This is a genomic window from Zhongshania sp., from assembly GCF_041584495.1.
Classification (GTDB): Bacteria; Pseudomonadota; Gammaproteobacteria; order Pseudomonadales; family Spongiibacteraceae; genus Spongiibacter.
The window spans coordinates 41,377-64,550 of record NZ_JBFHDY010000008.1; the positions used below are offsets into that span (position 1 = coordinate 41,377).

Annotated in this window: 17 protein-coding genes; 13 read left to right on the forward strand and 4 right to left on the reverse strand. The window is 51.6% G+C overall.

The genetic code is table 11. The features are described 5' to 3' along the window. The 7 genes from ABYP33_RS02840 to ABYP33_RS02870 all read left to right on the forward strand — a co-directional run bounded on the left by ABYP33_RS02840 (window position 1) and on the right by ABYP33_RS02870 (window position 7,579). A complete protein-coding gene (locus tag ABYP33_RS02840; RefSeq protein ID WP_373088162.1) occupies window positions 1–438 on the forward strand; it encodes a type IV pilin protein in 438 nt (145 codons plus the stop codon). A 158-nt stretch (window positions 439–596) separates the two neighbouring features. Then, window positions 597–1,016: a type IV pilin protein gene (locus tag ABYP33_RS02845; protein ID WP_373088164.1), complete on the forward strand. Its 420-nt coding sequence runs from the start codon at window positions 597–599 to the stop codon at window positions 1,014–1,016. Further along, a complete protein-coding gene (locus tag ABYP33_RS02850) occupies window positions 1,004–1,459 on the forward strand; it encodes a GspH/FimT family pseudopilin (RefSeq protein ID WP_373088166.1) in 456 nt (151 codons plus the stop codon). Before ABYP33_RS02845 ends, ABYP33_RS02850 begins: the two co-directional genes overlap by 13 nt. Continuing rightward, on the forward strand, window positions 1,459–2,034 hold the full coding sequence (gene pilV, locus ABYP33_RS02855) for a type IV pilus modification protein PilV (RefSeq protein WP_373088168.1): 576 nt from the start codon (window positions 1,459–1,461) through the stop codon (window positions 2,032–2,034). The genes ABYP33_RS02850 and pilV overlap by 1 nt, the downstream gene beginning before the upstream one ends. Further along, window positions 2,031–3,080 carry a PilW family protein gene (locus tag ABYP33_RS02860; protein ID WP_373088170.1) on the forward strand — a complete coding sequence of 350 codons (1,050 nt, stop codon included), beginning with the start codon at window positions 2,031–2,033 and terminating at the stop codon, window positions 3,078–3,080. The genes pilV and ABYP33_RS02860 overlap by 4 nt, the downstream gene beginning before the upstream one ends. Next, entirely contained in the window at window positions 3,073–3,636 is a 564-nt protein-coding gene (locus ABYP33_RS02865) for a hypothetical protein (RefSeq protein WP_373088173.1), read from the forward strand. The genes ABYP33_RS02860 and ABYP33_RS02865 overlap by 8 nt, the downstream gene beginning before the upstream one ends. A 40-nt stretch (window positions 3,637–3,676) precedes the next feature. Then, window positions 3,677–7,579 carry a pilus assembly protein gene (locus ABYP33_RS02870; RefSeq protein ID WP_373088175.1) on the forward strand — a complete coding sequence of 1,301 codons (3,903 nt, stop codon included), beginning with the start codon at window positions 3,677–3,679 and terminating at the stop codon, window positions 7,577–7,579. Between the two features lie 52 nt (window positions 7,580–7,631). Here ABYP33_RS02870 and ABYP33_RS02875 read toward each other — a convergent pair whose 3' ends face one another. Further along, window positions 7,632–9,002 (reverse strand): sigma-54-dependent transcriptional regulator, encoded by a 1,371-nt coding sequence (locus tag ABYP33_RS02875; protein ID WP_373088208.1) that lies wholly within the window; start codon window positions 9,000–9,002, stop codon window positions 7,632–7,634. A 45-nt stretch (window positions 9,003–9,047) separates the two neighbouring features. Beyond that, on the reverse strand, window positions 9,048–10,637 hold the full coding sequence (locus ABYP33_RS02880) for a PAS domain-containing sensor histidine kinase (RefSeq protein WP_373088177.1): 1,590 nt from the start codon (window positions 10,635–10,637) through the stop codon (window positions 9,048–9,050). 216 nt (window positions 10,638–10,853) lie between these two features. Between ABYP33_RS02880 and ABYP33_RS02885 the strand changes: the two genes are divergently transcribed. Next, complete coding sequence (locus ABYP33_RS02885; RefSeq protein ID WP_373088180.1) at window positions 10,854–12,482, forward strand: NAD+ synthase; 1,629 nt, start codon at window positions 10,854–10,856, stop codon at window positions 12,480–12,482. 82 nt (window positions 12,483–12,564) lie between these two features. Then, window positions 12,565–14,172, forward strand: coding sequence for a glycerol-3-phosphate dehydrogenase/oxidase (locus ABYP33_RS02890; protein WP_373088182.1), 1,608 nt, complete (start codon window positions 12,565–12,567; stop codon window positions 14,170–14,172). A 442-nt stretch (window positions 14,173–14,614) separates the two neighbouring features. On the opposite strand, the gene ABYP33_RS02895 is transcribed toward ABYP33_RS02890, so the two are convergent. After that, entirely contained in the window at window positions 14,615–15,484 is an 870-nt protein-coding gene (locus ABYP33_RS02895; RefSeq protein WP_373088189.1) for an outer membrane protein assembly factor BamD, read from the reverse strand. 97 nt (window positions 15,485–15,581) lie between these two features. On the opposite strand from ABYP33_RS02895, the gene rluD reads away from it, so the two are divergent. From rluD to clpB, 3 genes are all read left to right on the forward strand, one after another. Continuing rightward, window positions 15,582–16,538, forward strand: coding sequence for a 23S rRNA pseudouridine(1911/1915/1917) synthase RluD (gene rluD / locus ABYP33_RS02900; protein WP_373088192.1), 957 nt, complete (start codon window positions 15,582–15,584; stop codon window positions 16,536–16,538). Next, a complete protein-coding gene (pgeF, locus tag ABYP33_RS02905; RefSeq protein ID WP_373088194.1) occupies window positions 16,539–17,309 on the forward strand; it encodes a peptidoglycan editing factor PgeF in 771 nt (256 codons plus the stop codon). It abuts the gene before it with no gap. Between the two features lie 117 nt (window positions 17,310–17,426). Then, complete coding sequence (gene clpB, locus ABYP33_RS02910; protein ID WP_373088197.1) at window positions 17,427–20,015, forward strand: ATP-dependent chaperone ClpB; 2,589 nt, start codon at window positions 17,427–17,429, stop codon at window positions 20,013–20,015. A 437-nt stretch (window positions 20,016–20,452) separates the two neighbouring features. Here the strand turns inward: clpB and ABYP33_RS02915 are convergent, their stop codons facing one another. Then, window positions 20,453–20,896 (reverse strand): DUF4124 domain-containing protein, encoded by a 444-nt coding sequence (locus ABYP33_RS02915; protein WP_373088200.1) that lies wholly within the window; start codon window positions 20,894–20,896, stop codon window positions 20,453–20,455. A gap of 517 nt (window positions 20,897–21,413) precedes the next feature. Here ABYP33_RS02915 and ABYP33_RS02920 point away from each other — a divergent pair. Continuing rightward, on the forward strand, window positions 21,414–23,162 hold the full coding sequence (locus ABYP33_RS02920; protein ID WP_008251434.1) for an acetolactate synthase 3 large subunit: 1,749 nt from the start codon (window positions 21,414–21,416) through the stop codon (window positions 23,160–23,162). Window positions 23,163–23,174: the final 12 nt, after the last annotated feature.

A 23,174-nucleotide genomic window follows, 5' to 3' on the forward strand; every position in this document is an offset into this window, starting at 1 on the left:
GTGAAACGGAGTTTGGGTTTTACTTTAGTAGAGTTGATGATCACTGTTGCGATAATTGGGATATTGGCTTCAATTGCCTATCCCAGTTATCAAGAGCAAATTGCTAAGTCACGGCGTAACGAAGCGACTAATGCGCTCTTTAGCAGTGCTCAGGCCCTAGAGCGCTATTACTCGGCCAATGGCCGCTATACAACAGCCTCTGGGGGCACCACGCTTCCGGCTGTTTTTGTGGCTAGGGTGCCCGACAGTGGTACGGCGTTTTACACTATAGCCGCAACCGCTGCCGCGAATAATACCTTTACCCTTAAGGCAACCCGCAGCGGCCCCATGGTGGGTGACGCCTGCGGTAACTTTACGTTAAATGAAACTGGGCAATTGGCCTTACTGGATAAGCCATCTGGTTCGAGTAAAACGGTTGCCGACTGCTGGCGGCGCTAAGCAGAGCTTCTCTGCCAGCGCTATTCCACCTAACGACACAAAATAGCCTTGCTGCCTGCCGCTGGTCGTTGAAAATCGACCAGTTGTCGGAATCAGCCTGACATTGCGCTGGCGGCGGTTTAGCCTGTAAATGCCCAATTTACAGGATGCTTTTTCTCATGAATGTTTCTGCCCGGCAACGCGGCTTCACGTTGATTGAGCTAATGGTCACCGTCGCGATTATTGCGATCATTTCGATGATTGCCATGCCTTCTTATCGCGATTATGTTGAGCGCGCGAATCGTTCGGCGGCAACGAGTTACCTCCTGGAAGTAGCGAGTTTGCAAGAGCGCCGCTTTCTAGATGCCCGCGCTTACGCTGCAGATATGACGGCGCTAGGCGCAACCCCGCCTAGCGAAGTTTCCACTAATTACTCCGTTACGACGGCGGGCGATAACACAACTGCGCCGCCGAGTTACACCATCACTGCGACACCTAAATCGAGCGGCGCACAAAGCGGCGATAGCTGTGGCACCCTGACCTTAAATAGTCAGGGTGAGAAAGGTCACGCCAGCGGAGCAAGCCGATGCTGGAATTGAATTTAAAGCGCGGTTATACACTGCTCGAGCTAATGGTCACCTTGGCAATTGTTGCGATATTGGCATCGATTGCCGCGCCGTCCTTTAATGTTTTTATGGAGAATCAGCGGCTACGCAGCGCCAGCAATGATTTAATTGGTGCAATAAATTTAGCGCGTAGTGAAGCGGTAACCCGAAATACTGACGTAACGGTAGCGCAAGCGGCCGGTGGCTGGTCCAATGGCTGGACAGTTAGCGCCGGAACTACGGTATTGCGGACGATCGATGGTGTTGGCGGAATTACGGTGAGCAGTGGGGTAACAAGCGTTGTTTATGGCAGCAACGGCCGCGCCAGTGTCGCCGCCGAATTTACCTTAGCACCCAGCTCGGGAACCGCGAGTCGCAGCAAATGTGTGTCGATTTCCTTAAGCGGTAAGCCCAGCAGTGAACCGGGGAACTGTTAATGAATAGCGTAGCGGCAGTGCGTAAGGCGCGTGGTTTTACGCTTATCGAGGTGCTGGTGGCGCTGGTGGTGCTATTGGTAGGGGTAATGGGTGCCGCGGGTTTAATGGTGCGTACCGTTCAGCAAGAGGTCGAGGCCTATCAGCGCTTACAGGCACTGAACTTACTGCAAGATATGACCGACCGACTGAACGCGAATCGCGGGGTGGTCGAGTGCTATTCCTACGGAAGCACGGGGGCCACGTTAGGCTATGGTGTGTCGACGTTTACCGATTGCACCAGTGGCTCTGCGACAGAAAAAGCCATGGTCACCGCCGATCTTACGGCATGGAATAATGCCTTGAATGGTGTGTCTGAGCAATCGGGCAGTAATAACAGTGGCGCAATGGTTGGCGCCAGGGGCTGCATTGTGCAAGTGAGTGCCGCCGAGCGTACCTACCGCATCACCGTCGCGTGGCAGGGCATGAATAAAACGGTGGCCCCGCCCGCCGATAATACCTGTGGTCTTAATGCTTTTGGTGATGAAAAACAACGACGAATAGTGAGTTCTATTGTGCGTATAGGGTGGCTGTCATGATGGCGAAACGCGCCAGGCTACTGGCTAAACAGCAGGGCATGTCCTTAGTTGAAATCTTGATTTCGCTTGGTTTAGGCGCTTTTATGTTGCTGGGCATTATTAGCCTTATGGCGTCGGTGAGTTCAACACGCTCCGCCTTAGCCAATACCTCAGATCAAATTGAAAATGGTCGTTATGCGCTGCAGTTATTGAGCGAGGATATTGCGTTGGCCGGGTTTTACGGCATGTATCATCCTGGCGTGGGCGTGGCGACGTATACGCTGCCAGACCCCTGCGCTAATGCCACCAATCTATCTGATCTTGGCTTTGCTGCGTCGCCGTTACAGATGCCTGCGCCCCTGGTGGGCTACCCGGCAACGAGCACCTTGCCAAGCTGCTTTGCAACTGAGGCGGTGAGCGATTCTGAAGCCTTGGTTGTGCATCGTGTCGAGCCCACGCATATTGATGTCAGTACTATTACCAGCACCAATATTCCTTATTTACAAATTGCAGATTGTGACGCGGGCTTGCCCTTTGTGTTGTCTGCTGCCAAAAACGACTTAAGCTTACAAGTTAAAGACTGTAGTACCTTGGCGGTTGCTTGGCCCTATGTAGTGCGCAGTTATTTTATTAGTCCCTGTGAAGACTGCAGTGGTGGTGGGAACGGTGATGGAAGGCCGACGTTAAAAATGCACGAATTCAGCGGCGGCGTTCTGAGCACCAAGGCGTTGGTGGCTGGCGTAGAAGATATTCATTTTTCCTATGGCATGGATCTAGATTTAAACGGCAGTCCAGATTGTTACGTCAACGACCCTCGCGTAGATACGGCGCCGACAGCGTGCGCAGGCACTTGGGAAGTGGACGATTGGAAGAATTGGGCAAATGTTGTTTCAGTAAGAGTGCATTTGCTGGTGCGGGGGGCAACCGCCGGTGGCGGCGATGCCGCTAAAACCTACGATATGGGGCGAGGCAGCCGCAGCGGGCCTTTTAGTGATGGGTATAAGCGCCAAGTCTACTCCTCGGTGATTAGTGTGCCCAATGTTGGGGGAGTGCGTGAAGGTGAATAACACAATCGCTAGCGATAAAGCCCAGCGCGGTGTCGTGCTGATCGTGGTGCTAATAATGCTCGGGGTATTCAGCGTGATCGTCGTGAGCATGATCGGTGGCAGTAATATCAATTTCAAAATAGCCGGTAATCAGCAATATCGCATGGAGGCGAAATTAGCTGCTCGCCACGCGCTGGAAACCTACGTCAGTAATCCAAATAATTTCGCACTTCCTTTACCTGTTGGGCCAAGTGTTATTGATATCGATTTTAATGGTGACGGACTTGTCGATATGGCGGGCACAGTGCCGCCGCCAACCTGTTTGCGGTCGGCACCGGTAATGCGCTCGGAATTGAATGAGCGTAATGTCAAAGATCGTGATTGCTTTAAGTCAGTGCAAGTGGTCGGTGGCAATATTTTTAGCGATACCACCGGCACCGCAGCAATAAATAAGTCTGGTTGCGTAAAAATGACCTGGGACACGCTTGCTAGGGTAAATGACTCGGTGACGGGTGCCGCACTAGAAATGCATCAGGGCGTCTATTTACGAGCGGGTGAGGGTACAACATGCCGTTAAGCGACAAGCCACATTCAGCGCGTTTTGGAGTTGATTTATCATGAATATAAAGCCGATAAAATGGTGTAAAAATACCCTGGCCGCACTTGGCTGCGCGCTAGCTTCGGCAACATTAATGGCTGAAGACATTGATTTGTTTGTCGGCAGCAGTGCCTCGGTAGATCCTGCTACAGTAATGTTGACTTGGCATACCAGCGCCAATATCAGCGCCAATGCCGTACATAATTGTAGATATATTGACAGTAATGGAAATGCTACCTCAGAAGCGCCTTCTTTAGGCGCAACAACCGTCGGCGGAATGGAACAGTGTGCGATCGTAAATGCATTGCAAACTATTCGAAATAATCCGAACTTGCATGGCACCTTAAACGTCGGTTTGATGACGTTTAATGATAACCAAACTGGTGTGGGTGGGGGCAGTTGCGGTTATTTGATGGTAGAACCCCGTGTTTTAGACGTCGCGGGGCTTGATAGCTTTATAAATACAATGAAGGGTTTAACTGCGGTTCCTGGGAACCAAAGTAAATTAGGTGAAACTGTTGCAGAAGTTTGGGCCGCGTTAAACGGTTTGCCAGATTCCTGCTCGGGAGTGAATTATTCTACTTTGGCAAGTTCTTCAACTAACTGCAGTAATGCGGTTATGATTTACATCGGCAATGCAGTCGCATCCAATGCCAGTGTTAAAGATGGTAATGATAACCCCGGCACCGTACTGGAAAATGAAATAGCAAAATTTTACAGCCCGGGCAGTAATAAATATGATGAGTTTGCCACCATTCGCAATGGCAATGGTTTTAATTTAAGCCCTGCGGATAAGTATTGGGGCGACGAATGGGCGCGGTTTATGCGCTACGCCGATGTTGATGCGAGTAGTCAATCTGACCGTAATGTTACAACCTATACAATCGCGGTTTATGGTGAGGATTTCGTTAGTCAAACCGCAGATGAAATAGCCTTCTATCAGGATATGGCTGCAGTTGGTGGTGGTGACTCCTTCCTCGTAAAGAGCACCGAAGCGGATGCCTTGACTAGTATATTGTTGGAAATTTTTGACGAAGTCCAAGATGTAAACAGCGTCTTTTCTTCAGCGACATTGCCAGTTAGCGCTAACACTCAGGGCACCTATGAAAACCAAATTTACATCGCCATGTTTCGCCCAGACCCCTCCGGCGGCCCACGTTGGGTCGGTAATGTTAAACAGTTCCAGTTTGGTGTAAATGACGCCGGTTCGATTGTATTGACTGATGCTGATGACACCACTACCGGCTCCAATTCTATTGTTAACTCGGTAACGGGTGGCTTAGTTGATGATGCATTAAGTTTTTGGACTACGAATACGCCAAGTAATTCGGAGGATTGGCCAGTATCGCCGGAGGGCTTTTGGAATAATAGTCCCGAAGGTGATGGCGGATCACTGGATGCACCCGACGGTGATTTAGTCCAGAAGGGCGGTGCAGCACAAATGCTGCGGGTAGATTATTTAACAAATAGTGGTGCGAGGCGGGTGTACACTAATAAATGCCCCTCAGGGAGTTGCGGCGCGAGTGGCTTGGTAAATTTCGATACCAGTAATTCTGCTTTAACAGACTATTTTACTACGCAGTTGTCCGCGTCGAGTAGCAACAGTAGCTCGTCTATTATTGCGGGTGCACGAGGTACTGTAAATGGTAGTGTTTCATGTACTAAAGATAAGGGTACCTCAAGTTGTGTATATAACTTAACCGATATTGTAATGACCAATGGCAGTGCCTTTGATTTTGACACAAGCAATGATGGGGTTTTACTCGATAGCGATATCCCAGGTGGCGCAAGCTGTAGTTCAAGCCCCTGTAGTCTTACTGCTAGCGGTGCTGATAGCTTTACTTTGGAGTTTTCGGGTAGTAATAAAATTGAAGGAGATTTTACTTTTACCGGCAAGCCCATTACTAAAGTAAGTAAGTTGATTAAAGTTAATCAGAGTGGCCACGGCATATCATCAGGCACAACAAATGCTCAAAAAACCTTAGATGACTGCCAAATCACTGGGGACACCGCCGGAGTGTATAACAGTGCTGGTGTCACCGGTTCGGTGGTGCTGAGTGATGGAACCTACGTTGATAGCGATAATTTCACAGGGAGGTTGGAGACGTGGGTATTTACGTCGGCAGCGTCAGTAAACTGTGGCACTAGTGGCGATACCTTAACGGCAGAAAATTTAATTAACTGGGTTCGTGGCGATGATATTGCTGGTAATGAGGCCATGACAGGCCCGTGCCCGCAGGGCTCCCGAGATTCCAATTGCCCTATTTCTATTCGCGGTTCAGTACATGGCGACGTTCTGCACTCCAGACCTGCAGTGGTAAACTACGGCAGTGGTACTGGCGTGGTGGTTTACTACGGCGCTAATGATGGCCATTTCCGCGCGATTAACGGTAATCAAACGGCGGTAATGAGCAATGGTGCGGGGGTGTCAGTTCGTCCTGGCGGCGAGCTGTGGAGTTTTGTTGCTAAGGATTTTTTAGATCAATTTCCCCGCTTATTTCGCGACGATCCGGCAATCCGCTTTCCCGATACCCCCGAAAGCTCAGCCGCGGAGCGACGTAAATATTTCTTTGATGGCACTACCACGTTTTTTCAAGACGATAGGGACACAAGTGCAACCTCGGGTGATAGATACTTGTATTTGAGCTCTCGTCGTGGCGGCCGATTCATGTATGCCATGAATGTGAGCAACCCCTTTGCCCCGTCGTTAATGTGGAAGCTGGATAACACGATTATTAATGAGCTTGGCTATACCTGGTCGCAGCCCAAGGTAACGAAAATAGGTGGTCGCGATCGCCCGGTCTTGATTTTTGGTGCCGGTTACTCTCCAGAGCAAGATGCCGATCCGGTCGTTGCAGCAGACACCATGGGGCGCGGAGTAGTTATTCTCGACGGTATCACCGGTAAGATTATCTGGGCGTCGCTGTATAGCTGTGCAGGTATTGGCAGCAGTCATTACGCGAGCGTGACTACTGAGGGTGTTGCAGGGTCGTGTGATGCTAATACGGGTCTTACTAGTGCTTTCGCTGCTGATATTACCCTCCTAGATCGGCGCGGCGATGGCTATACCGACCGGCTGTATGCGAGTGATGTCGGCGGCAATATTTGGCGCATTGATTTAGATAAATCCGATTCCTATACCGCTACCGGTAATAGTGTGGCTGTCTCGGAAATTGCGATCAGTAAATTTGCCGAATTAGCCAGTTCGGGCAACGGTAAGCGCAAGTTCTTGTATGGCGTGGATATCATTCCCACCCGTCATCACGATTTGGTGGTTGCCGTTAGCGGTGACCGTGAACACCCCTTATATACCAGTTCAACAACAGCGGGAACGGCGCAGAACGTGCAAAACCGCTTCTATATGCTGATAGATCGCAATACTGGTTCGTCGATGGGTAGTACCACTGCGATCGCCAATGGTGATTTGCTGAATCAATCAGATGTCAGTGCCAATTGCTTTGATTCAGTTAATGGCGGCTACGAGGCCTCAGCTACCGATAATGCGGCTGTTGCTTGTTCGAGCACAAATACTAAACGCTATGTCTTTGACGGCCGCGATACAAACTACAAAGGCTATTATTTTGATCTGGCAGAGGGTGAAAAAGGTGTTAACGCACCGCTGACCGAAGCGGGTACCGTGTATTTTGCGACAAATCAGCCAGATACCCGAACTGATTCCACTAGCTGCAAAAGTGGATTAGGCCGCGCTTTTGCTTACAAAGTTGATCTGTTCACTGGCAGTCGCACCCATACGGAGTACAGTGGTGGCGGTTTGCCGCCTAGCCCGATCTCCGGTCTTGTTAATTTGAACGACGAAATCCGCTTCTTTATTATGGGCGGCGACGGCGATTCTATTTATAAGCCCAGTAACGGCAAGGTGATAAGCAGCGGTCGCAAGCGTATGTATTATTTCTATAAGTAATGAGTAGCCTCTGCGGCAAGAAACGCTATCTTGCCGCTCCTAAGAGGCGGTTTTAGCCCTTCTCATCGAGTTGATACTTTTTAAGCTTGTAACGAAATTGCCGAAAGGTGAGCCCGAGGTTTTTGGCTGACTCGGTTTTATTCCAGCGATTGGCTTCGAGGGCGTCGGCAATGATCTCTTTTTCAATACTGGCAATATACGCCTCGAGTTGTCCGCTGGCGGCGGCAAAGTGGTTACCTTGATCGGGTGCGGACGCGTTGCTGAGCGCTTGGGGGGCAATACTTGGTAGCGATAAGTCGCTGGCGGTAATGGTATTGTTTTCGCAAAGGGTAGCGGCGCGCTCGATAATATTTTCTAATTCGCGCACATTACCCGGAAAGCTGTATAGGCACAGGCTTGCTAATGCCGACTTGTCCAGGGTCGGCGGGGTGACGCCCCACTCACGACCAATTTTTTCTAACAGGAATTTAGCAAGCAGGGGAATGTCGCTGGCACGATCCCGCAGGCTGGGTACTTGCACTTCAATAACATTAATACGATAAAACAAATCACTGCGAAAGTGTTCGGCGGCTACAGCCTTGGCAAGGTCTCTGTGAGTGGCGCTAAGAATGCGCACATCAACCTGGATTTCTTGGGTAGAACCAATACGGCGCACCGCCTTTTCTTGGATGGCGCGTAATAATTTAACCTGCATATTCAGCGGGAGGTCAGCGACTTCGTCGAGGAATAGTGTGCCGCCGTTGGCCGCTTCAAACAAACCCTCTTTGTGATCGTAGGCGCCGGTAAAACTGCCCTTGCTATGACCAAAAAATTCGCTCTCAACTAACTCGCTGGGAATGGCGCCGCAGTTAACCGGTACAAAGGGGGCGTCGCTGCGCGGCCCATTTGCGTGAATGAGGCGGGCGACTACCTCTTTACCACTACCGGATTCACCGCTGATGTAAACTGGCGCCTGACTTCGAGAAAGTTTTAAAATTTGCTCCCGTAAATTGACAATGCTTTGGGTTTCGCCGAGCAAGCGGGTGTTGCTGCTGCCGTCGACTTGGGTTTCGCGGCGGTCTAATTTCAAAGCGGTTTTGACTAGGCTGCGCAGCTGCTCAACCGAGACGGGCTTGTTAATAAAGTCGAAGGCACCCGCTTTTAAGGCTTCTACTGCCAGCTCGGTACTGCCGTAGGCGGTGAGTACCGCCACGGCAGTACACATGGTATGTTGCTGAATGTAACGAACAATTTCCAGCCCGGAACCGTCAGGGAGCTTAATGTCAGTTAAGCAGAGATTGATATTTTCATTTTGGTTTAGGGCTTGAATCGCATCGCGAACATTACCTACCGCAATCGTATGTAAGCCCATGCGACTGATCGTGATCTCGAGTAATTCTCGAATATCTGGTTCGTCGTCAATAATGAGTACGGACTGCTGCATATTCGTTCGCTCTTTCAAATTGCACTCTCAATAATACTACAATAATTAGTCCGGCAAGGTGCCGCGATCAGGGTGGGAGAATTGTAAGCGAAAACAACTTTGCTGATCTGCGGTGCGCCGATAATAAATATGAATTTGGTTGGCCAAACACAGCTCCCGGCACAAATAGAGCCCTAAGCCATTGCCCTGGGCCTGGGTGGTGAAAAAGGGCTCAAATATTTTATCTACATCTTCAGGCTTAATGCCGTTGCCATTGTCAATGATATCCAAAATAACGGCGCCAGAGCGGGCTAAAGTACTGCAACGAAAAATTAACGCCGCGCGGCCATGTTTTGCCGCGCCGTGCCGAACTGCGTTGTCGGCAATGTTAGAGATGATCTGGCTGAGCTGGCTGCGGTCAACATTGACAATGTCTGTCTCACCGAGTACTTCGACAGTAATACTGTACTGGCTGTGTTCGGTTGGCCGCCAATCAGCGTTAAATGTCTGCAGCCAGTTGCCGAGTGCGAAGCGCTCCGGTTGCGGCGTTCGGCCCCGTGAAAGCTCAAGAATGTTTTTAATAATGTCATTCATTCTCATGGCATGATTTTGGATGATTTCGGCGAATCGGGTGTCGCTATCGTCGAGGTTTGGGCTTTCGGCGAGCAGTTGCGCGGCATGACTGATGGCGCTCAGGGGGTTGCGAATTTCATGGGCGATACTGGCGGTGAAGCGTCCCAGCGATGCTAGTTTCAGGTTTTGTGCCCGCTGGGTGATTTTACTGATGTTTTCAATGTATAGCAGGCAGTCACTGTGATTGTGGGCCTCTAGGTTAGTCATGTTTACGTGTAGATCTAGTCGGCGCGGCCCCGCACTGATAATTTGCGAATCATTAATCGCGTTCTTGGTCATTTCAATGAGTACGGCGGGGGCGTATTGATCTTGATCGCCACTGGCTGGGCGAATATCTAATAATTCTTGAGCAGCGTCATTTATGAGCTTAATTTGCCCGGTGCGTGACATCACGATGATGCCAGTTTGCATGCGCTGCACAATTCGTTGGTTGATTGCCGAGAGCGTTTCGATGTCGGTGCGCCGCCTTTCTGCTAATTGCTGGGTTTTGACAATGCGCGCACTGAGATAGCGGATGGCAATGGCGGCTGAGAAATACGCCATGCCGGTAATGCCGGCGACAATAAACTGTTGGGTGCCAACTCGCTCATAGAGGGTGTGGGCCGCGACTTCGCTAAGTGCGGAGATGGTTGCCAATGCGGCAATCGCTAAGCTGAGTTGACTGGGCAAGGTGATACTGGCGGCGCTGATTGACACGATGAGCAGCAAGGGGAGTCCGGAGTCAGTGCTACCTGAGCAATAGCTCATGAACATGATCGCGCCAATATCGATAAAAAACTCAAAAAACAGCTGGGTGGGGGTGTAGTGGCCTTTGATTAAGTAGTGGCGCAATAATAAGCTTAGGGAAAAAATGGCATATGCCGAGGCAATACCGGCAAATAGCTGGGGTGCACTGGTGCCCAAGGTCGACTTAGCGGGGCCAAACATTAAGGCCACGAATAAGGCGCTAGCCAGCGCAAAGCGGTAGGCGCCGTATACGCGCATGATTGCGCGTTGCTGGATATGATCTTGGGCGATGGTCATAATATACCTATGTTAGGGGCACTCGACACCGATGCTAATACCCCGGCGGAATTGGTAGGGCGTCGCGGCGCCCTAATTCCGGTCTCAGTTTATACGTCCATAGTGGGGGATGCACTCCCGCTTATTTGATAGAATATTGCATTCCAATTGAGTGTTGAGGACGGCCTGCCTCGAAGAGGCCGAATTTAGCCCCGTTTTGTAGATGGAAACCGTTTAATGACTTCACTGCGTATTGTGCTTGCTCAGATCAACCCCGTTGTAGGGGACATCGAAGGCAACACCAAGAAAATTATTGCCACTATTGAAACGGCGGTTTCTCGTCACGACCCGCAGTTAATCTTGTTTCCCGAGCTCGTTGTTACGGGTTATCCGCCGGAGGATTTACTGCTGCGCGAGAGCCTTGTTCATCGTATTGAGCGGGCGCTGCATAAAATTGCCAGCCAATCCCCCCGCTGCTATGTTGTAGTGGGGTATCCGCGGTCTTTGGACGGTAGTTTATACAATGCCGCCGGCGTGTTTTTTGGCGGTAAATTGGTTAATGAATACCATAAGCAGTGCCTGCCAAACTATCGGGTTTTTGATGAAAAGCGCTATTTTAAAGAGGGTAAGCACACCTTAGTGATGGATATCTTCGGCGTGCCCACCGCGATCAGCATTTGTGAAGACGTTTGGGAGGATGCCCCCACCACGGGTGCCAAAGCCGAAGGCGCAAAATTAATGCTTAACTTGAGCGCCTCGCCATTCCATGCCGGCAAGCAAATTGAGCGCGAGGCGCTGTTGGCTCAGCGCGCGTGGCAGGGCGGTATGCCAGTGGTGTACTGCAATTTGGTGGGTGGTCAGGACGAGTTGGTCTTTGATGGCGCGTCTATGGTCGTCTCGGCCGAGGGCGAATTGATTGCCCGCAGCCCGGCTTATATTGAGTATCTTAATTGCGTTACCGCCAACTGGGATGGTCGCCGCCTGCGCTTTGACCAAGGTGAAGTCAGCGATCTACGCCCAGTACTTGAGGATATTTACGAGACCTTGGTGCTAGGTGTGCGGGATTACGTGAATAAAAATGGCTTTAAGAGTGTGGTTTTGGGCTTGTCTGGGGGTATCGATTCGGCGGTCACCTTGGCTATCGCGGTGGATGCCTTAGGCGCAGATCGGGTAGAAGCGGTTATGATGCCTTTTCGCTATACCGCGTCAATGAGCATGGAAGACGCTCAGGCCCAGGCAGCAATTCTCAAAGTACGTTATCAGGTGATCTCTATCGAGTCGGTCTACGATGCCTTTATGCTCGCACTGAGCGACGAATTTGACGGCTTAAGTGCAGACAAAACCGAAGAAAATTTACAGGCGCGTTGTCGTGGTGTCCTGCTGATGGCGATCTCAAACAAAAAGGGTTCGCTGGTACTCACTACCGGTAATAAGAGCGAAGTGGCGGTGGGCTACTCCACCTTATATGGCGATATGGCGGGCGGCTTTGATGTACTTAAAGACGTATCCAAAATTCGGGTGTTTGAACTGGCCCGCTACCGCAATAGCCTTTCGCCAGCAATTCCGCAGCGGGTTATTGATCGGCCGCCGTCTGCAGAGCTGGCACCAGACCAGAAAGATGAAGACAGTCTGCCGCCTTACGAAATTCTCGATCAGGTCATTGAACGCTATATTGAGCACGATGAGAGTGCGGAGACCATTATTGCGGCGGGTTTTGAACGCGAAATGGTCTACCGCATTTTGCGCTTAATCGATATCAATGAATACAAACGCCGTCAGGCACCAATAGGCACGCGTATTACCGAGCGTGGCTTTGGCCGCGACCGTCGCTACCCGATTACCCAGAAGTGGCCCATCGGCGATTAAGTCGCGCTCATGTTGGTCTAGTGGCCGGCGGCGGTTAGCGCCGCCCGATATCTTCTTATTTTGTGAACGGACTTAGGGCAGCATGGAATTACGGGCAAGCAATGTACGAAAGCTCCGGGGCGGGACTTTCGATGTTCTGATTCTTGGTGGCGGAATCAATGGCGCAGTGTCGGCTGCCGCGCTGGCCGCCAAAGGGGTGAAAGTTGCGCTAATTGATCGAGGCGACTTTGCGGGTTTAACCAGCTCTAACTCGTCGAATCTGGCGTGGGGCGGCATTAAATACTTAGAAAATCACGAATACTTTCTGGTTAATAAGCTCTGTCGCAGCCGCAATCACCTGATGCGCAGCTACCCTTCAACGGTTAAAGAAATTCGTTTTCTCACCACTATTCAAAAAGGCTTTCGCTTTCCGGCGTTTTTAGTTTACTTGGGTACGATAGTGTATTGGCTCTTTGGTCGCTTTGTGACTCGCGCGCCGCGCTATATGAGCCGAAAAGCACTGGCGAATGCCGAGACGGTGATCGATGCCAGTAATGCCGAAGGCGGTTTTGAATACTCAGATTGTTATCTTTACGACAATGACGCGCGGTTTGTGTTTAATTTTGTGCGCACTAGCCTCAATTACGGCGGCATTGTTGCGAACTACGTTGAGTCGCTGGGCGCTGAGCGGCGCGACGGCGTTTGGCACTGCCAAGTGCGAGATAATATCAGTGACGAGCAATTTTCTGTTCGCACTAAGGTGCTGATAAACGCCTGTGGCCCCTATGTCGACAAACATAATCAGCTGAGCGGACAGCGCACTGCGCACCGTCATTTATTCTCAAAAGGCATTCACTTGATTGTTGATCGCATCACCGAGAGTCAGCGCATACTGACCTTTTTTGCGAGCGATGGGCGCTTGTTTTTTATTATTCCTATGGGACCTAAAACATGCATCGGCACCACCGATACCCAAGTTGAGAGCCCCGAAGTTGTTGTGACCGACGCAGATCGGCATTTTGTTTTGGACAATGTTAACGCCCTGCTTAATCTGGAAAAGTCGCTGACCCTCGCCGATATTATTTCTGAGCGCTGTGGTGTGCGACCGTTGGCACTTAACGGCGAAGACGGTGTAGCCGATTGGGTGAAGCTGTCTCGTAAACACGCTATTGATGTCGACAAGGAAGATCAACACCTCAGTATATTTGGCGGCAAGCTCACTGACTGTATAAACGTTGGTGATGAAGTTGCTGAATTAGTGGCAGACCTAGGGATAAAGGTGCCTTACGCCAATAAGCGCTGGTACGGGGAACCGGGGCGCAGCGTAAAGCGGGAATACCTGCATCAAGCCATGCTAATGAATTTAGACGCTTTAACCAACCCCAGTTCTTCAGAGCCACTGACTCAGCGCCTGTGGCGGCGCTACGGCCGCAGTGCCATTGAAATGCTTGAGATGATTCGCGAAGACCCCAGCAGCGCGGAACTACTCATCGAAAATGCTGAATACCTGCGCTGTGAGATCGAGCACGCGGCGCGACGAGAAATGATTACCAAGCTAGACGACTTCCTGCGCCGTCGCTCAAAAATAGCCCTAGTTGTGCGTAGAGAAGACATTATCAACGCACCTGGCCTGCGCGAAGCCTGTGATATTTTGTTTGGCGACGAGGCTGAGGCGAAGCTGGCAGAGTATGTGGCGGCGACGGCTGGGTGATTCGCTGGATGCTGAACTCAAAACCGGTCTTGGCGCCATGCTACGGCCAACCACCGCGCAATACCTGCTTCGTAGATAAATGTATCCCTGCCTCCGCAGGGACGGTGCTCGGCCTCCGCAGGAGTGACTAATGTATATTAGGGAGGCCTAACCCCCAAGTCATGTCTGCGTAGGCTGCTATCTATATGAGCAAAGCGGGAATGCTGGACGGGAGATGGGAGACGCAAACGCGAAACAGAGCCTAAGTTTTCACTGTGATTGTTAATTTGACCATTTTAACGTAAGCCACTTCGTTGCTGGGATGGGCCCCTGCCTCCGCAGGGGCGACGCTGTAGCTTCACTGGGTATTTTACTTGTCGAGTCATACCTGCGTAGGCAGGTATCCATATGAGCGCAGCGAATAAAGACGTCTCCTATCTCCCGTCAGGCGTCTGACTTTCCCTCAATCCGTCTCTTCCCGATTATCGAACTTTGGTGGCTCATAGCGGTCCAGCAAGCCCAGGGTCGCTTTATTGAGGAGCGAGCCCTCTTGATCTATGCCGACTTGGCTAACAAAGTTGCCATTTTCGTCTAGCGAGGGGTGGTTTGGGTAATTTTTGCGCAGTACCATCAGTGACTGGTCAGCTAAATCATTCATTTCCAGCAGTAAGTATGCCTGTACCATAACCGCTAACGCGTCTGGAATTGCAGGGGTTTGCGGCAGATTTTCAATTACGTAGCGGCCACGGTTGGCGGCGGCAAGGTAGGCCTTGCGCTTGAAGTAGTAGTTGGCGACATTAATTTCGTAGCGGGCCAGGCGGTTACGCAGCTGCACCATACGCGCTTTGGCGTCGGGGGCGTATTCACTGTCTGGGAAGCGTTGCAGTAGCTGACGGAAGTCGTCAAACGACTGAATAGTTGAGCCCGGATCGCGTTGCGTCATATCCGTGGGGATAAACCGCTCCAAAAAGCCTTCACCTTCGGTGTAGTTGGCGAGTCCACGCATATAATAGGCGTAGTCCACTTTCGGGTGTTGGGGGTGCAGACGCACAAAGCGATCGGCCGCAGCCACTGCCGCCTCGTTGTCGCCACCGCGATAGTAGGCGTAAATAATCTCTAGCTGGGCTTGTTCGGCGTATGGGCCGAAGGGGTAGCGGCTTTCTAAGAGCTGTAAATTGTCCACGGCCAATGAAAAGTTTTGGCTTTTCAGGTAGCCTTGCGCAGCTTCGTAGATTTCTCGCTCCGACATTTCGGGCCGATCTGGGCCGCTGGCACAGCCAGCAACCAATATGCTTATAAAGAGAAGTGCAAAGACCTTAACGACAGCTTTCATGTAATTTTTCCAAATAGCGGAATATCCCCGATGACCCCCTACCGTAGCAAGGGCCTGCTATTTAAACACAGCACGCAGATGGTATAAAGAATCAGCTATGACCGAAATTATAGAACGACAGGAAATTGTTCCTGCAGGCTTCAATGGCGACCGTTTTGACCAAGTGGCCGCCCAGTTGTTCCCAGAGTACTCGCGCTCGCGCCTCCAGACCTGGATAAAAAGCGGCGAGCTCACCGTCAACGGTGAGGTTCAGCGTACTCGCGACAAAGTTTACGAGGACGATAAGCTGGCATTGCACGCCGAATTGCAGTCGGAAGTACGCTGGGAAGCCGAAAAAATTGAGCTTGATATCGTTTATGAAGACGAACATGTCATGGTGATAAATAAACCCGCAGGTTTAGTGGTGCACCCCGGTGCCGGTAATCCCGATGGCACATTATTAAATGCACTGCTAAATCACTTCCCCGACATCGCTGCCGTCCCGCGCGCGGGTATTGTTCATCGTCTCGACCGCGATACGACCGGGCTGATGATCGCCGCTAAAACGCTAGAGGCGCATACCAGCCTTGTCGCCCAGCTTCAGGCGCGAGAAGTGCACCGGGAATACGATGCCGTGGTCTTCGGCACTATGACCGGTGGCGGCACGGTAGATGAACCGATGGGCCGGCACCCGCGTCAGCGCACTAAAATGGCGGTGAGCCAAATTGGTGGTAAAGAAGCAATTACCCATTATCGTGTTACCCGACGGTTTTTAAATCACACCCATATTCGCTGTTTCCTTGAAACTGGCCGAACCCACCAAATCCGGGTGCACATGGCGCATATTAAATACCCCCTAATTGGTGATCCGCTCTACGCTGGGCGCCCGCGCTTGCCCAAGGGCGCCAGTGAGGTGTTGATTACCCAGTTGCGCGGCTTTGGTCGTCAGGCGCTGCACGCGCGTCGTTTAGAGCTAGAGCACCCCATTTCCGGTGACACCATGTCTTGGGAAGTGCCGCTGCCAGAAGATATGAAGGGCTTGTTGGCGGTACTGTCTACCGAGGATGTACGCTGAGTGTGGCTTAGGCCGGATTGGCCTGCGCCAGAATCGGTGGTTGCGCTGTCGACCACCCGAAGTGGTTTCGCGGGTTTTAAGGGCGCGAGTACGGGGCCGTATGAAGGCTTTAATTTTGGCGATCACGTTGCAGATAGCCCGGCGGCGGTGGCGGAAAATCGTCGTCAGTTAGTCGCGCAATGCCAAGGTTTAGACCGTATAGGCTGGCTGAATCAGGTGCATGGCATCGACGTCGCCACCCTACCATCGCAATCGCCGCTAGGCGCAGTGAACGCGGACGCCAGTATTACTCGCCGCCCTGGCTTAGGCTGTGGGGTGTTAACCGCCGATTGCGTGCCGGTGTTGTTTTGCCGCCGCGACGGCAGTCAGGTCGCCGCGGCTCACGCCGGTTGGCGAGGGCTTTGCGCGGGGGTTTTGGCAAATACCGTAAGCGCTTTTCATTGTCCAAGCTCGGAACTACTGGCGTGGATTGGCCCGGCCATATCCCAAGCTCACTTTGAAGTGGGTGGCGAGGTCTATCAGGCATTTCAAACCGGGTTTGCTGGGCCAGCACCGGCGGAGATTCATGCCGGGTTTTGTCCCGTAGCCAACAAGGCTGGCCATTATCATGCCGACCTGTACGCATTGACCAAGGCGCAATTACTCGCCCTCGGCGTGGGCTGGGTGGGTGGCGCGCAACGCTGCACCTTTGCCGAAACAGACGCGTTTTATTCCTTTCGTCGCGACGGCGTCACTGGCCGCCAGTTAAGCCTGATTTACATCAAGTCTTAGGCTCCGAAACTAGGGGATTACCCGTAGCCATCTTGAAATATGCTCTCTGCTCCCCCATTTATACATCATGGTTAATGAGGGCTTTGCCTTCTCGTCACTGTTGTCGGAGAGCTTAAAATGCGAATAGATCGTTTTACTACTTCTTTGCAAACTGCGCTTGCAGATGCTCAGTCGCTGGCACTGGGCAAAGACCATCAATACATTGAAGCCGTGCATTTACTCAGTGCCTTGCTTAAGCAGCAGGGGGGAAGCGCCAAACCTTTGCTAAGTCAAGCAGGTGCGAATGTTCCCGTTTTGGAGCAGAGTATTGCGGCGGCGCTGGAACGCATGCCGACAGTGCAGGGCGCTGGTGGCGATGTACACATATCACCGGCGTTGGCGCGCATTTTTAATGTCACTGACAAGCTCTCGCAGCAGCGTAAAGACAGTTATATTTCCAGTGAATTAGTGTTGTTGGCAGTGTTGGAGTCCAGCGACGAAGCCGCTAAGCTCCTTGCTGACAGTGGCGTTAAAAAAGGCGCACTCAATGCTGCGATTGATAAAGTGCGTGGAGGTCAACCCGTCGATGATGCCTCGGCGGAAGAGTCGCGCCAAGCTTTGGACAAATACACTATCGATTTAACTGAGCGGGCCGAGTCAGGCAAGCTCGATCCCGTTATTGGCCGCGACGATGAAATTCGTCGCACCATTCAAGTTTTACAGCGTAGAACCAAAAACAACCCGGTGCTTATAGGTGAGCCCGGTGTGGGTAAAACTGCGATTGTTGAAGGCTTGGCGCAACGCATTATCAATGGCGAAGTACCAGAGGGGCTGAAAAACAAACGCGTTCTCTCTTTGGATTTGGGCGCCTTGTTGGCGGGTGCAAAATTCCGTGGTGATTTTGAGGAGCGCCTAAAAGCGGTGCTTAACGAACTGTCTAAGGAAGAAGGCCGAGTCATTCTGTTCATAGACGAACTGCACACCATGGTCGGCGCGGGCAAAGCCGAGGGCGCAATGGACGCGGGCAATATGCTCAAACCGGCCTTGGCGCGGGGTGAACTACATTGCGTGGGCGCCACCACTTTAAATGAGTATCGCCAATCTATTGAGAAAGACGCCGCGCTGGAGCGGCGCTTCCAAAAAGTTTTGGTGGAAGAACCCTCCGAAGAAGACACGATCGCGATTTTGCGCGGCCTCAAAGAGCGCTACGAAGTCCATCACGGTGTGGACATCACCGACTCAGCGATTATCGCTGCCACTAAACTATCCCAGCGCTATATTACCGACCGGCAGCTGCCTGATAAGGCCATTGATTTAATCGACGAAGCCGCCAGCCGTATTCGTATGGAGATTGACTCCAAACCAGAGGTGATGGACAAGCTTGAACGGCGTTTGATTCAGTTGAAAATTCAGCGCGAGGCTGTGAAAAAAGATGATGATCTTGCCGCAAAAAAACAGCTAGAAATACTGAATACCGACATCGGCAAGGTCGAAAAAGAGTTTTCTGATCTTAATGAAATCTGGAAGGGTGAAAAAGCCGCATTGCAAGGTTCTGCGCAAATTAAGGTGGATTTAGAACAGGCCAAGCTTGAGCTGGAAACGGCGCGCCGCGCTGGTGATTTAACCCGTATGTCAGAGCTGCAATACGGCCAAATCCCAGAGTTAGAAAAGCAGTTAGCCAGTGCGGATGCGGTGGATCATGGCACCATGCAATTGCTGCGCAACAAAGTTTCTGAAGAAGAAGTCGCCGAAGTAGTGTCGCGCTGGACCGGGATTCCCGTCAGCAAAATGCTGGAAGGCGAGCGGGATAAACTACTGCGCATGGAAGATGAGCTGCATCAGCGGGTAATTGGTCAGAGCGAGGCGGTAGACGCGGTCTCAAATGCCGTACGCCGGAGCCGCGCGGGCTTGAGTGATCCCAATCGCCCCAATGGTTCCTTTTTGTTTTTGGGGCCAACAGGCGTTGGTAAAACCGAGCTGTGTAAAGCTTTATCGATGTTCCTCTATGACAGCGAAGATGCCATGGTGCGCATTGATATGTCGGAGTTTATGGAGAAGCATTCGGTGGCGCGTTTAATTGGCGCGCCTCCGGGCTATGTTGGTTATGAAGAGGGCGGTTATCTCACTGAGGCAGTGCGCCGTCGTCCCTACTCGTTGTTGTTATTAGATGAGGTTGAGAAGGCGCACCCCGACGTGTTCAATATATTACTACAGGTCTTGGATGATGGGCGTCTTACCGACGGCCAAGGCCGCACGGTCGATTTTCGCAATACGGTGATTGTGATGACCTCTAACCTCGGTTCCGACGTTATTCAAGAAATGACGGTTGCGGGCAGCGAATACCCGCAAATTCGCGATGCCGTACTCAGTGTGGTGTCTGGCCATTTTCGCCCAGAGTTTATTAACCGCATCGATGAGCTGGTGGTCTTTGAGCCACTGGATCGCACCCAAGTGCAGGCCATTGCCGGTATTCAGCTGGGCATTCTAAACAGCCGTTTGGCGGAGCGGGAGCTGCGTTTAGAGGTGGGTGAGGACGCTTTAGATCGCCTTGCAGATATTGGTTTTGACCCCGTCTACGGCGCGCGGCCATTAAAACGGGCGATTCAGCAGCAGTTTGAAAACCCCTTGGCGCAAAGTTTATTAAAAGGTGAATTTATTGCTGGGCAGGTGATCAAGGCGACGGTGGCCGAGGGCAAAATAGTGTTCAAAGCGCCGCGCTTACAGTGATTTACTCAAGGCCTTAAGTCTTAGCATTAAGCGCGTCTAAACTCAGCGAGCTTCCGGCAAATTTACCTCACCGGCAAATTTGACCACGCTGGGTGAAATGCTGCATATGAACACGGCGATTGCACGGGTGGTTCCTGGTGCAGAAGGCTATAGCGATCTGGGCTTCCAATGGCGTCAATGTCACCTCGAACTTCGAGGCTCAGGCCATTGTCGACTTGTCAGCGGTTAATTAAGGCCGTGACGCGGGTTGCTACTTTGCGAGTTGGGGCTAGCACTCGCGCCATGCTTCCTCTGTAATCTTGGTGTTGAGGTCGCGTAGCTGATACTGCTGGTTTCGCCCCTTCTCTACAGCTTGGCTGAGAGCCGGATTTATCAGCGCTACGTTCTGCGATTTGCGGCCTTAGGCATAGCGCTTATAACTCGCGGGTGGCTGTGCGCTAGTCGCAGTGAATCTCGATGACCTCTTGGGCGCGATTCTTCTGCTCGTTTATTTCTTCGCTATTCAAAAAACGGCTGCTACCGTCGGCATTGCTGATGCGAATGCGGGCACCATTGGCGGCAAGCGACTGCATATTGGCCTTGGCCTTGGTGCACAGCTCTGGGTTTTTGGGCGGCAGCACTTCCATTTTTTCAGGCATCGTCTCGTCGCCATTGTCTGCAACCTCAACACGGCTCTCGCTGTTGCTAACATCGCTGTCTAAACTGATCCCGCTCGAGGTTTTAATGAAAACCGATGTCCGGCCATTTGGCGGCTGCTGAGTAAAGTGGATTTTGCCCTCGTCGTCGCTCCAACGGTAGTAGCCGCTCTTATCCGCATAACTGCTTAAACTCACCACGGCGAGGGTACTAAATAGGCTTACGAGTAATAGTGTCTTATTCATAGTGGGGCGTTGCCGTAAAGATAAGTTGCCTAGATTATGGCAGATATTACTCAAGGAAGAAAAATCGCGAGTGTATTCTGTGGCCGACTGCGCTGAATTGAACGGAATACTTGCCGATCCCGTGAATTTACGGGAAATATGGTATTGACATAAGAGGCCATAGGTTAAAAAATACGGGGTCTACCTTTTAGGTAGCAAATGGCTGTTTTCCGCGCCGCTTACCTGCGGCCAAAGTACAGAGTGCGACTCATCGTGTTGCACGGCTACAGCAGTAGTTCCATTCACTCTGCAGACACATGACCTGTGTTGCGAGATTGCCCGTACCGCGTTATCCCGCGTTGCATATAAGCGCTGCTCAGCAGCATTTTGGCGTTTCGCCCGGATTTCAGCCGTGTCGGCTGGGGCCGGTGGTAATGTGTTTCGACATCTTTGTTCTTGTTAATCGAGTTTCGGGCTTGTCGCTCGGGCTATTTTTTTACAAGTTTTTGCGTATTCAAACTGAATCGAGGGTATTTCAGTGGAATTGTTATCTGGCGGCGAAATGATCGCACGTGCCATGGAAGACGAGGGTGTTGAATTCATCTTTGGTTATCCAGGTGGCGCCGTACTGCATATTTACGATGCTTTATTTAAAAGCTGCAAGGTGCCGCACATACTGGTGCGTCACGAACAAGCGGCCACGCATGCCGCAGACGGCTATGCCCGCGCTACCGGTAAGCCCGGTGTGGTGCTGGTCACCTCCGGTCCCGGTGCTACCAATGCCATTACGGGTATCGCTACGGCGTATATGGACTCCATTCCAATGGTGGTGTTGTCAGGTCAGGTCGCCACGCACCTAATTGGTGAAGACGCCTTCCAAGAAACAGATATGGTCGGGATCTCTCGGCCGATCGTTAAGCACAGTTTTCAGGTCACGCGCACCGAAGATATTCCTGAAATTATTAAAAAGGCATTCTATATCGCCACTACTGGTCGTCCCGGTCCGGTGGTTGTCGATTTGCCTAAGGATTTAACGAATCCTCACGACAAGTTTGAATACAACTACCCCAAAAAGGTTAAGCTGCGTTCTTACACGCCAGCCACCCGGGGGCACTCTGGGCAGATTAAAAAAGCGGCAAGTTTGCTGTTGTCTGCCAAGCGGCCAATCATTTATGCCGGTGGCGGTGTTGTGCAGGGCAATGCCTCTGAGCAATTGCGGGTATTGGCGCGGGAATTGAACTTTCCGGTAACCCACACCCTGATGGGGCTGGGTGCGTATCCTGCGAGTGACCGCCAGTTTGTTGGTATGTTGGGTATGCACGGCTTTTATGAAGCCAATAACGCCATGCATCACAGCGATGTGATTTTGGCGGTTGGCGCGCGGTTTGACGACCGAGTCACCAATACTACCGGCAAGTTCTGCCCCGGTGCCAAAATTGTTCATATTGACATCGACCCAGCGGCGATCTCTAAAACCATTGCCGCCGACGTGCCAATTGTTGGTCCCGTCGATTCCGTGTTGAACGATTTGCTGGCCGTTATTCACGAAATGCGTGCAGCAGATAAAACGCTGCCAGACAAAGAAGCGCTTAAACACTGGTGGAATCAAATCGATGAGTGGCGTGACACCCACGGCCTGTGGGTTCGCCCCCAGTACGATATCACTACACCGTTTATTAAGCCCCAGCAGGTTATTGAAACCCTGTGCAAGGTCACTCACGGTAAGGCTTACGTCGCGTCAGACGTTGGTCAGCACCAGATGTTTGCCGCCCAGTACTACAAATTCGATGAGCCGCGCCGCTGGTTGAACTCAGGTGGTCTCGGCACCATGGGCTTTGGCTTGCCCGCGGCGATGGGTGCCAAGCTGGCGTTCCCAGATGCAGACGTTGCCTGCGTGACCGGCGAAGGCAGTATTCAGATGAATATTCAAGAGCTGTCGACCTGCGCCCAATACAAGATACCGGTGAAAATCATTAGCTTGTATAACGGCTACTTAGGCATGGTAAAGCAGTGGCAAGACATGCAATACGACGGTCGCTACTCCGAGAGCGTTTACGAAAATTCACTGCCTGACTTTATTAAGCTAGCCGAAGCCTATGGTCATGTTGGCATTAAAGTGACCCAGTTAAGCGATTTGGAAGAGGCAATGAAAGAAGCCTTTGCCCGTAAAAATGATCTGGTGTTTATGGATATTCACGTAGATCCCCACGAGCACGTATACCCAATGCATGTCGCTCCTAATGGCAGCATGCGTGATATGTGGCTGAGCAAAACGGAGCGGACATGATGCGACACATAA

Bases quoted from the DNA above. Each gene is read 5' to 3' on its own strand.
- ABYP33_RS02875 (WP_373088208.1), bottom strand. From the start codon at position 9,002: ATGCAGCAGTCCGTACTCATTATTGACGACGAACCAGATATTCGAGAA.
- clpB (WP_373088197.1), top strand. From the start codon at position 17,427: ATGCGAATAGATCGTTTTACTACTTCTTTGCAAACTGCGCTTGCAGAT.
- ABYP33_RS02870 (WP_373088175.1), top strand. From the start codon at position 3,677: ATGAATATAAAGCCGATAAAATGGTGTAAAAATACCCTGGCCGCACTT.
- ABYP33_RS02845 (WP_373088164.1), top strand. From the start codon at position 597: ATGAATGTTTCTGCCCGGCAACGCGGCTTCACGTTGATTGAGCTAATG.
- ABYP33_RS02885 (WP_373088180.1), top strand. From the start codon at position 10,854: ATGACTTCACTGCGTATTGTGCTTGCTCAGATCAACCCCGTTGTAGGG.
- ABYP33_RS02890 (WP_373088182.1), top strand. From the start codon at position 12,565: ATGGAATTACGGGCAAGCAATGTACGAAAGCTCCGGGGCGGGACTTTC.
- ABYP33_RS02880 (WP_373088177.1), bottom strand. From the start codon at position 10,637: ATGACCATCGCCCAAGATCATATCCAGCAACGCGCAATCATGCGCGTA.
- pilV (WP_373088168.1), top strand. From the start codon at position 1,459: ATGAATAGCGTAGCGGCAGTGCGTAAGGCGCGTGGTTTTACGCTTATC.
- ABYP33_RS02850 (WP_373088166.1), top strand. From the start codon at position 1,004: ATGCTGGAATTGAATTTAAAGCGCGGTTATACACTGCTCGAGCTAATG.
- ABYP33_RS02895 (WP_373088189.1), bottom strand. From the start codon at position 15,484: ATGAAAGCTGTCGTTAAGGTCTTTGCACTTCTCTTTATAAGCATATTG.
- rluD (WP_373088192.1), top strand. From the start codon at position 15,582: ATGACCGAAATTATAGAACGACAGGAAATTGTTCCTGCAGGCTTCAAT.
- ABYP33_RS02860 (WP_373088170.1), top strand. From the start codon at position 2,031: ATGATGGCGAAACGCGCCAGGCTACTGGCTAAACAGCAGGGCATGTCC.
- ABYP33_RS02915 (WP_373088200.1), bottom strand. From the start codon at position 20,896: ATGAATAAGACACTATTACTCGTAAGCCTATTTAGTACCCTCGCCGTG.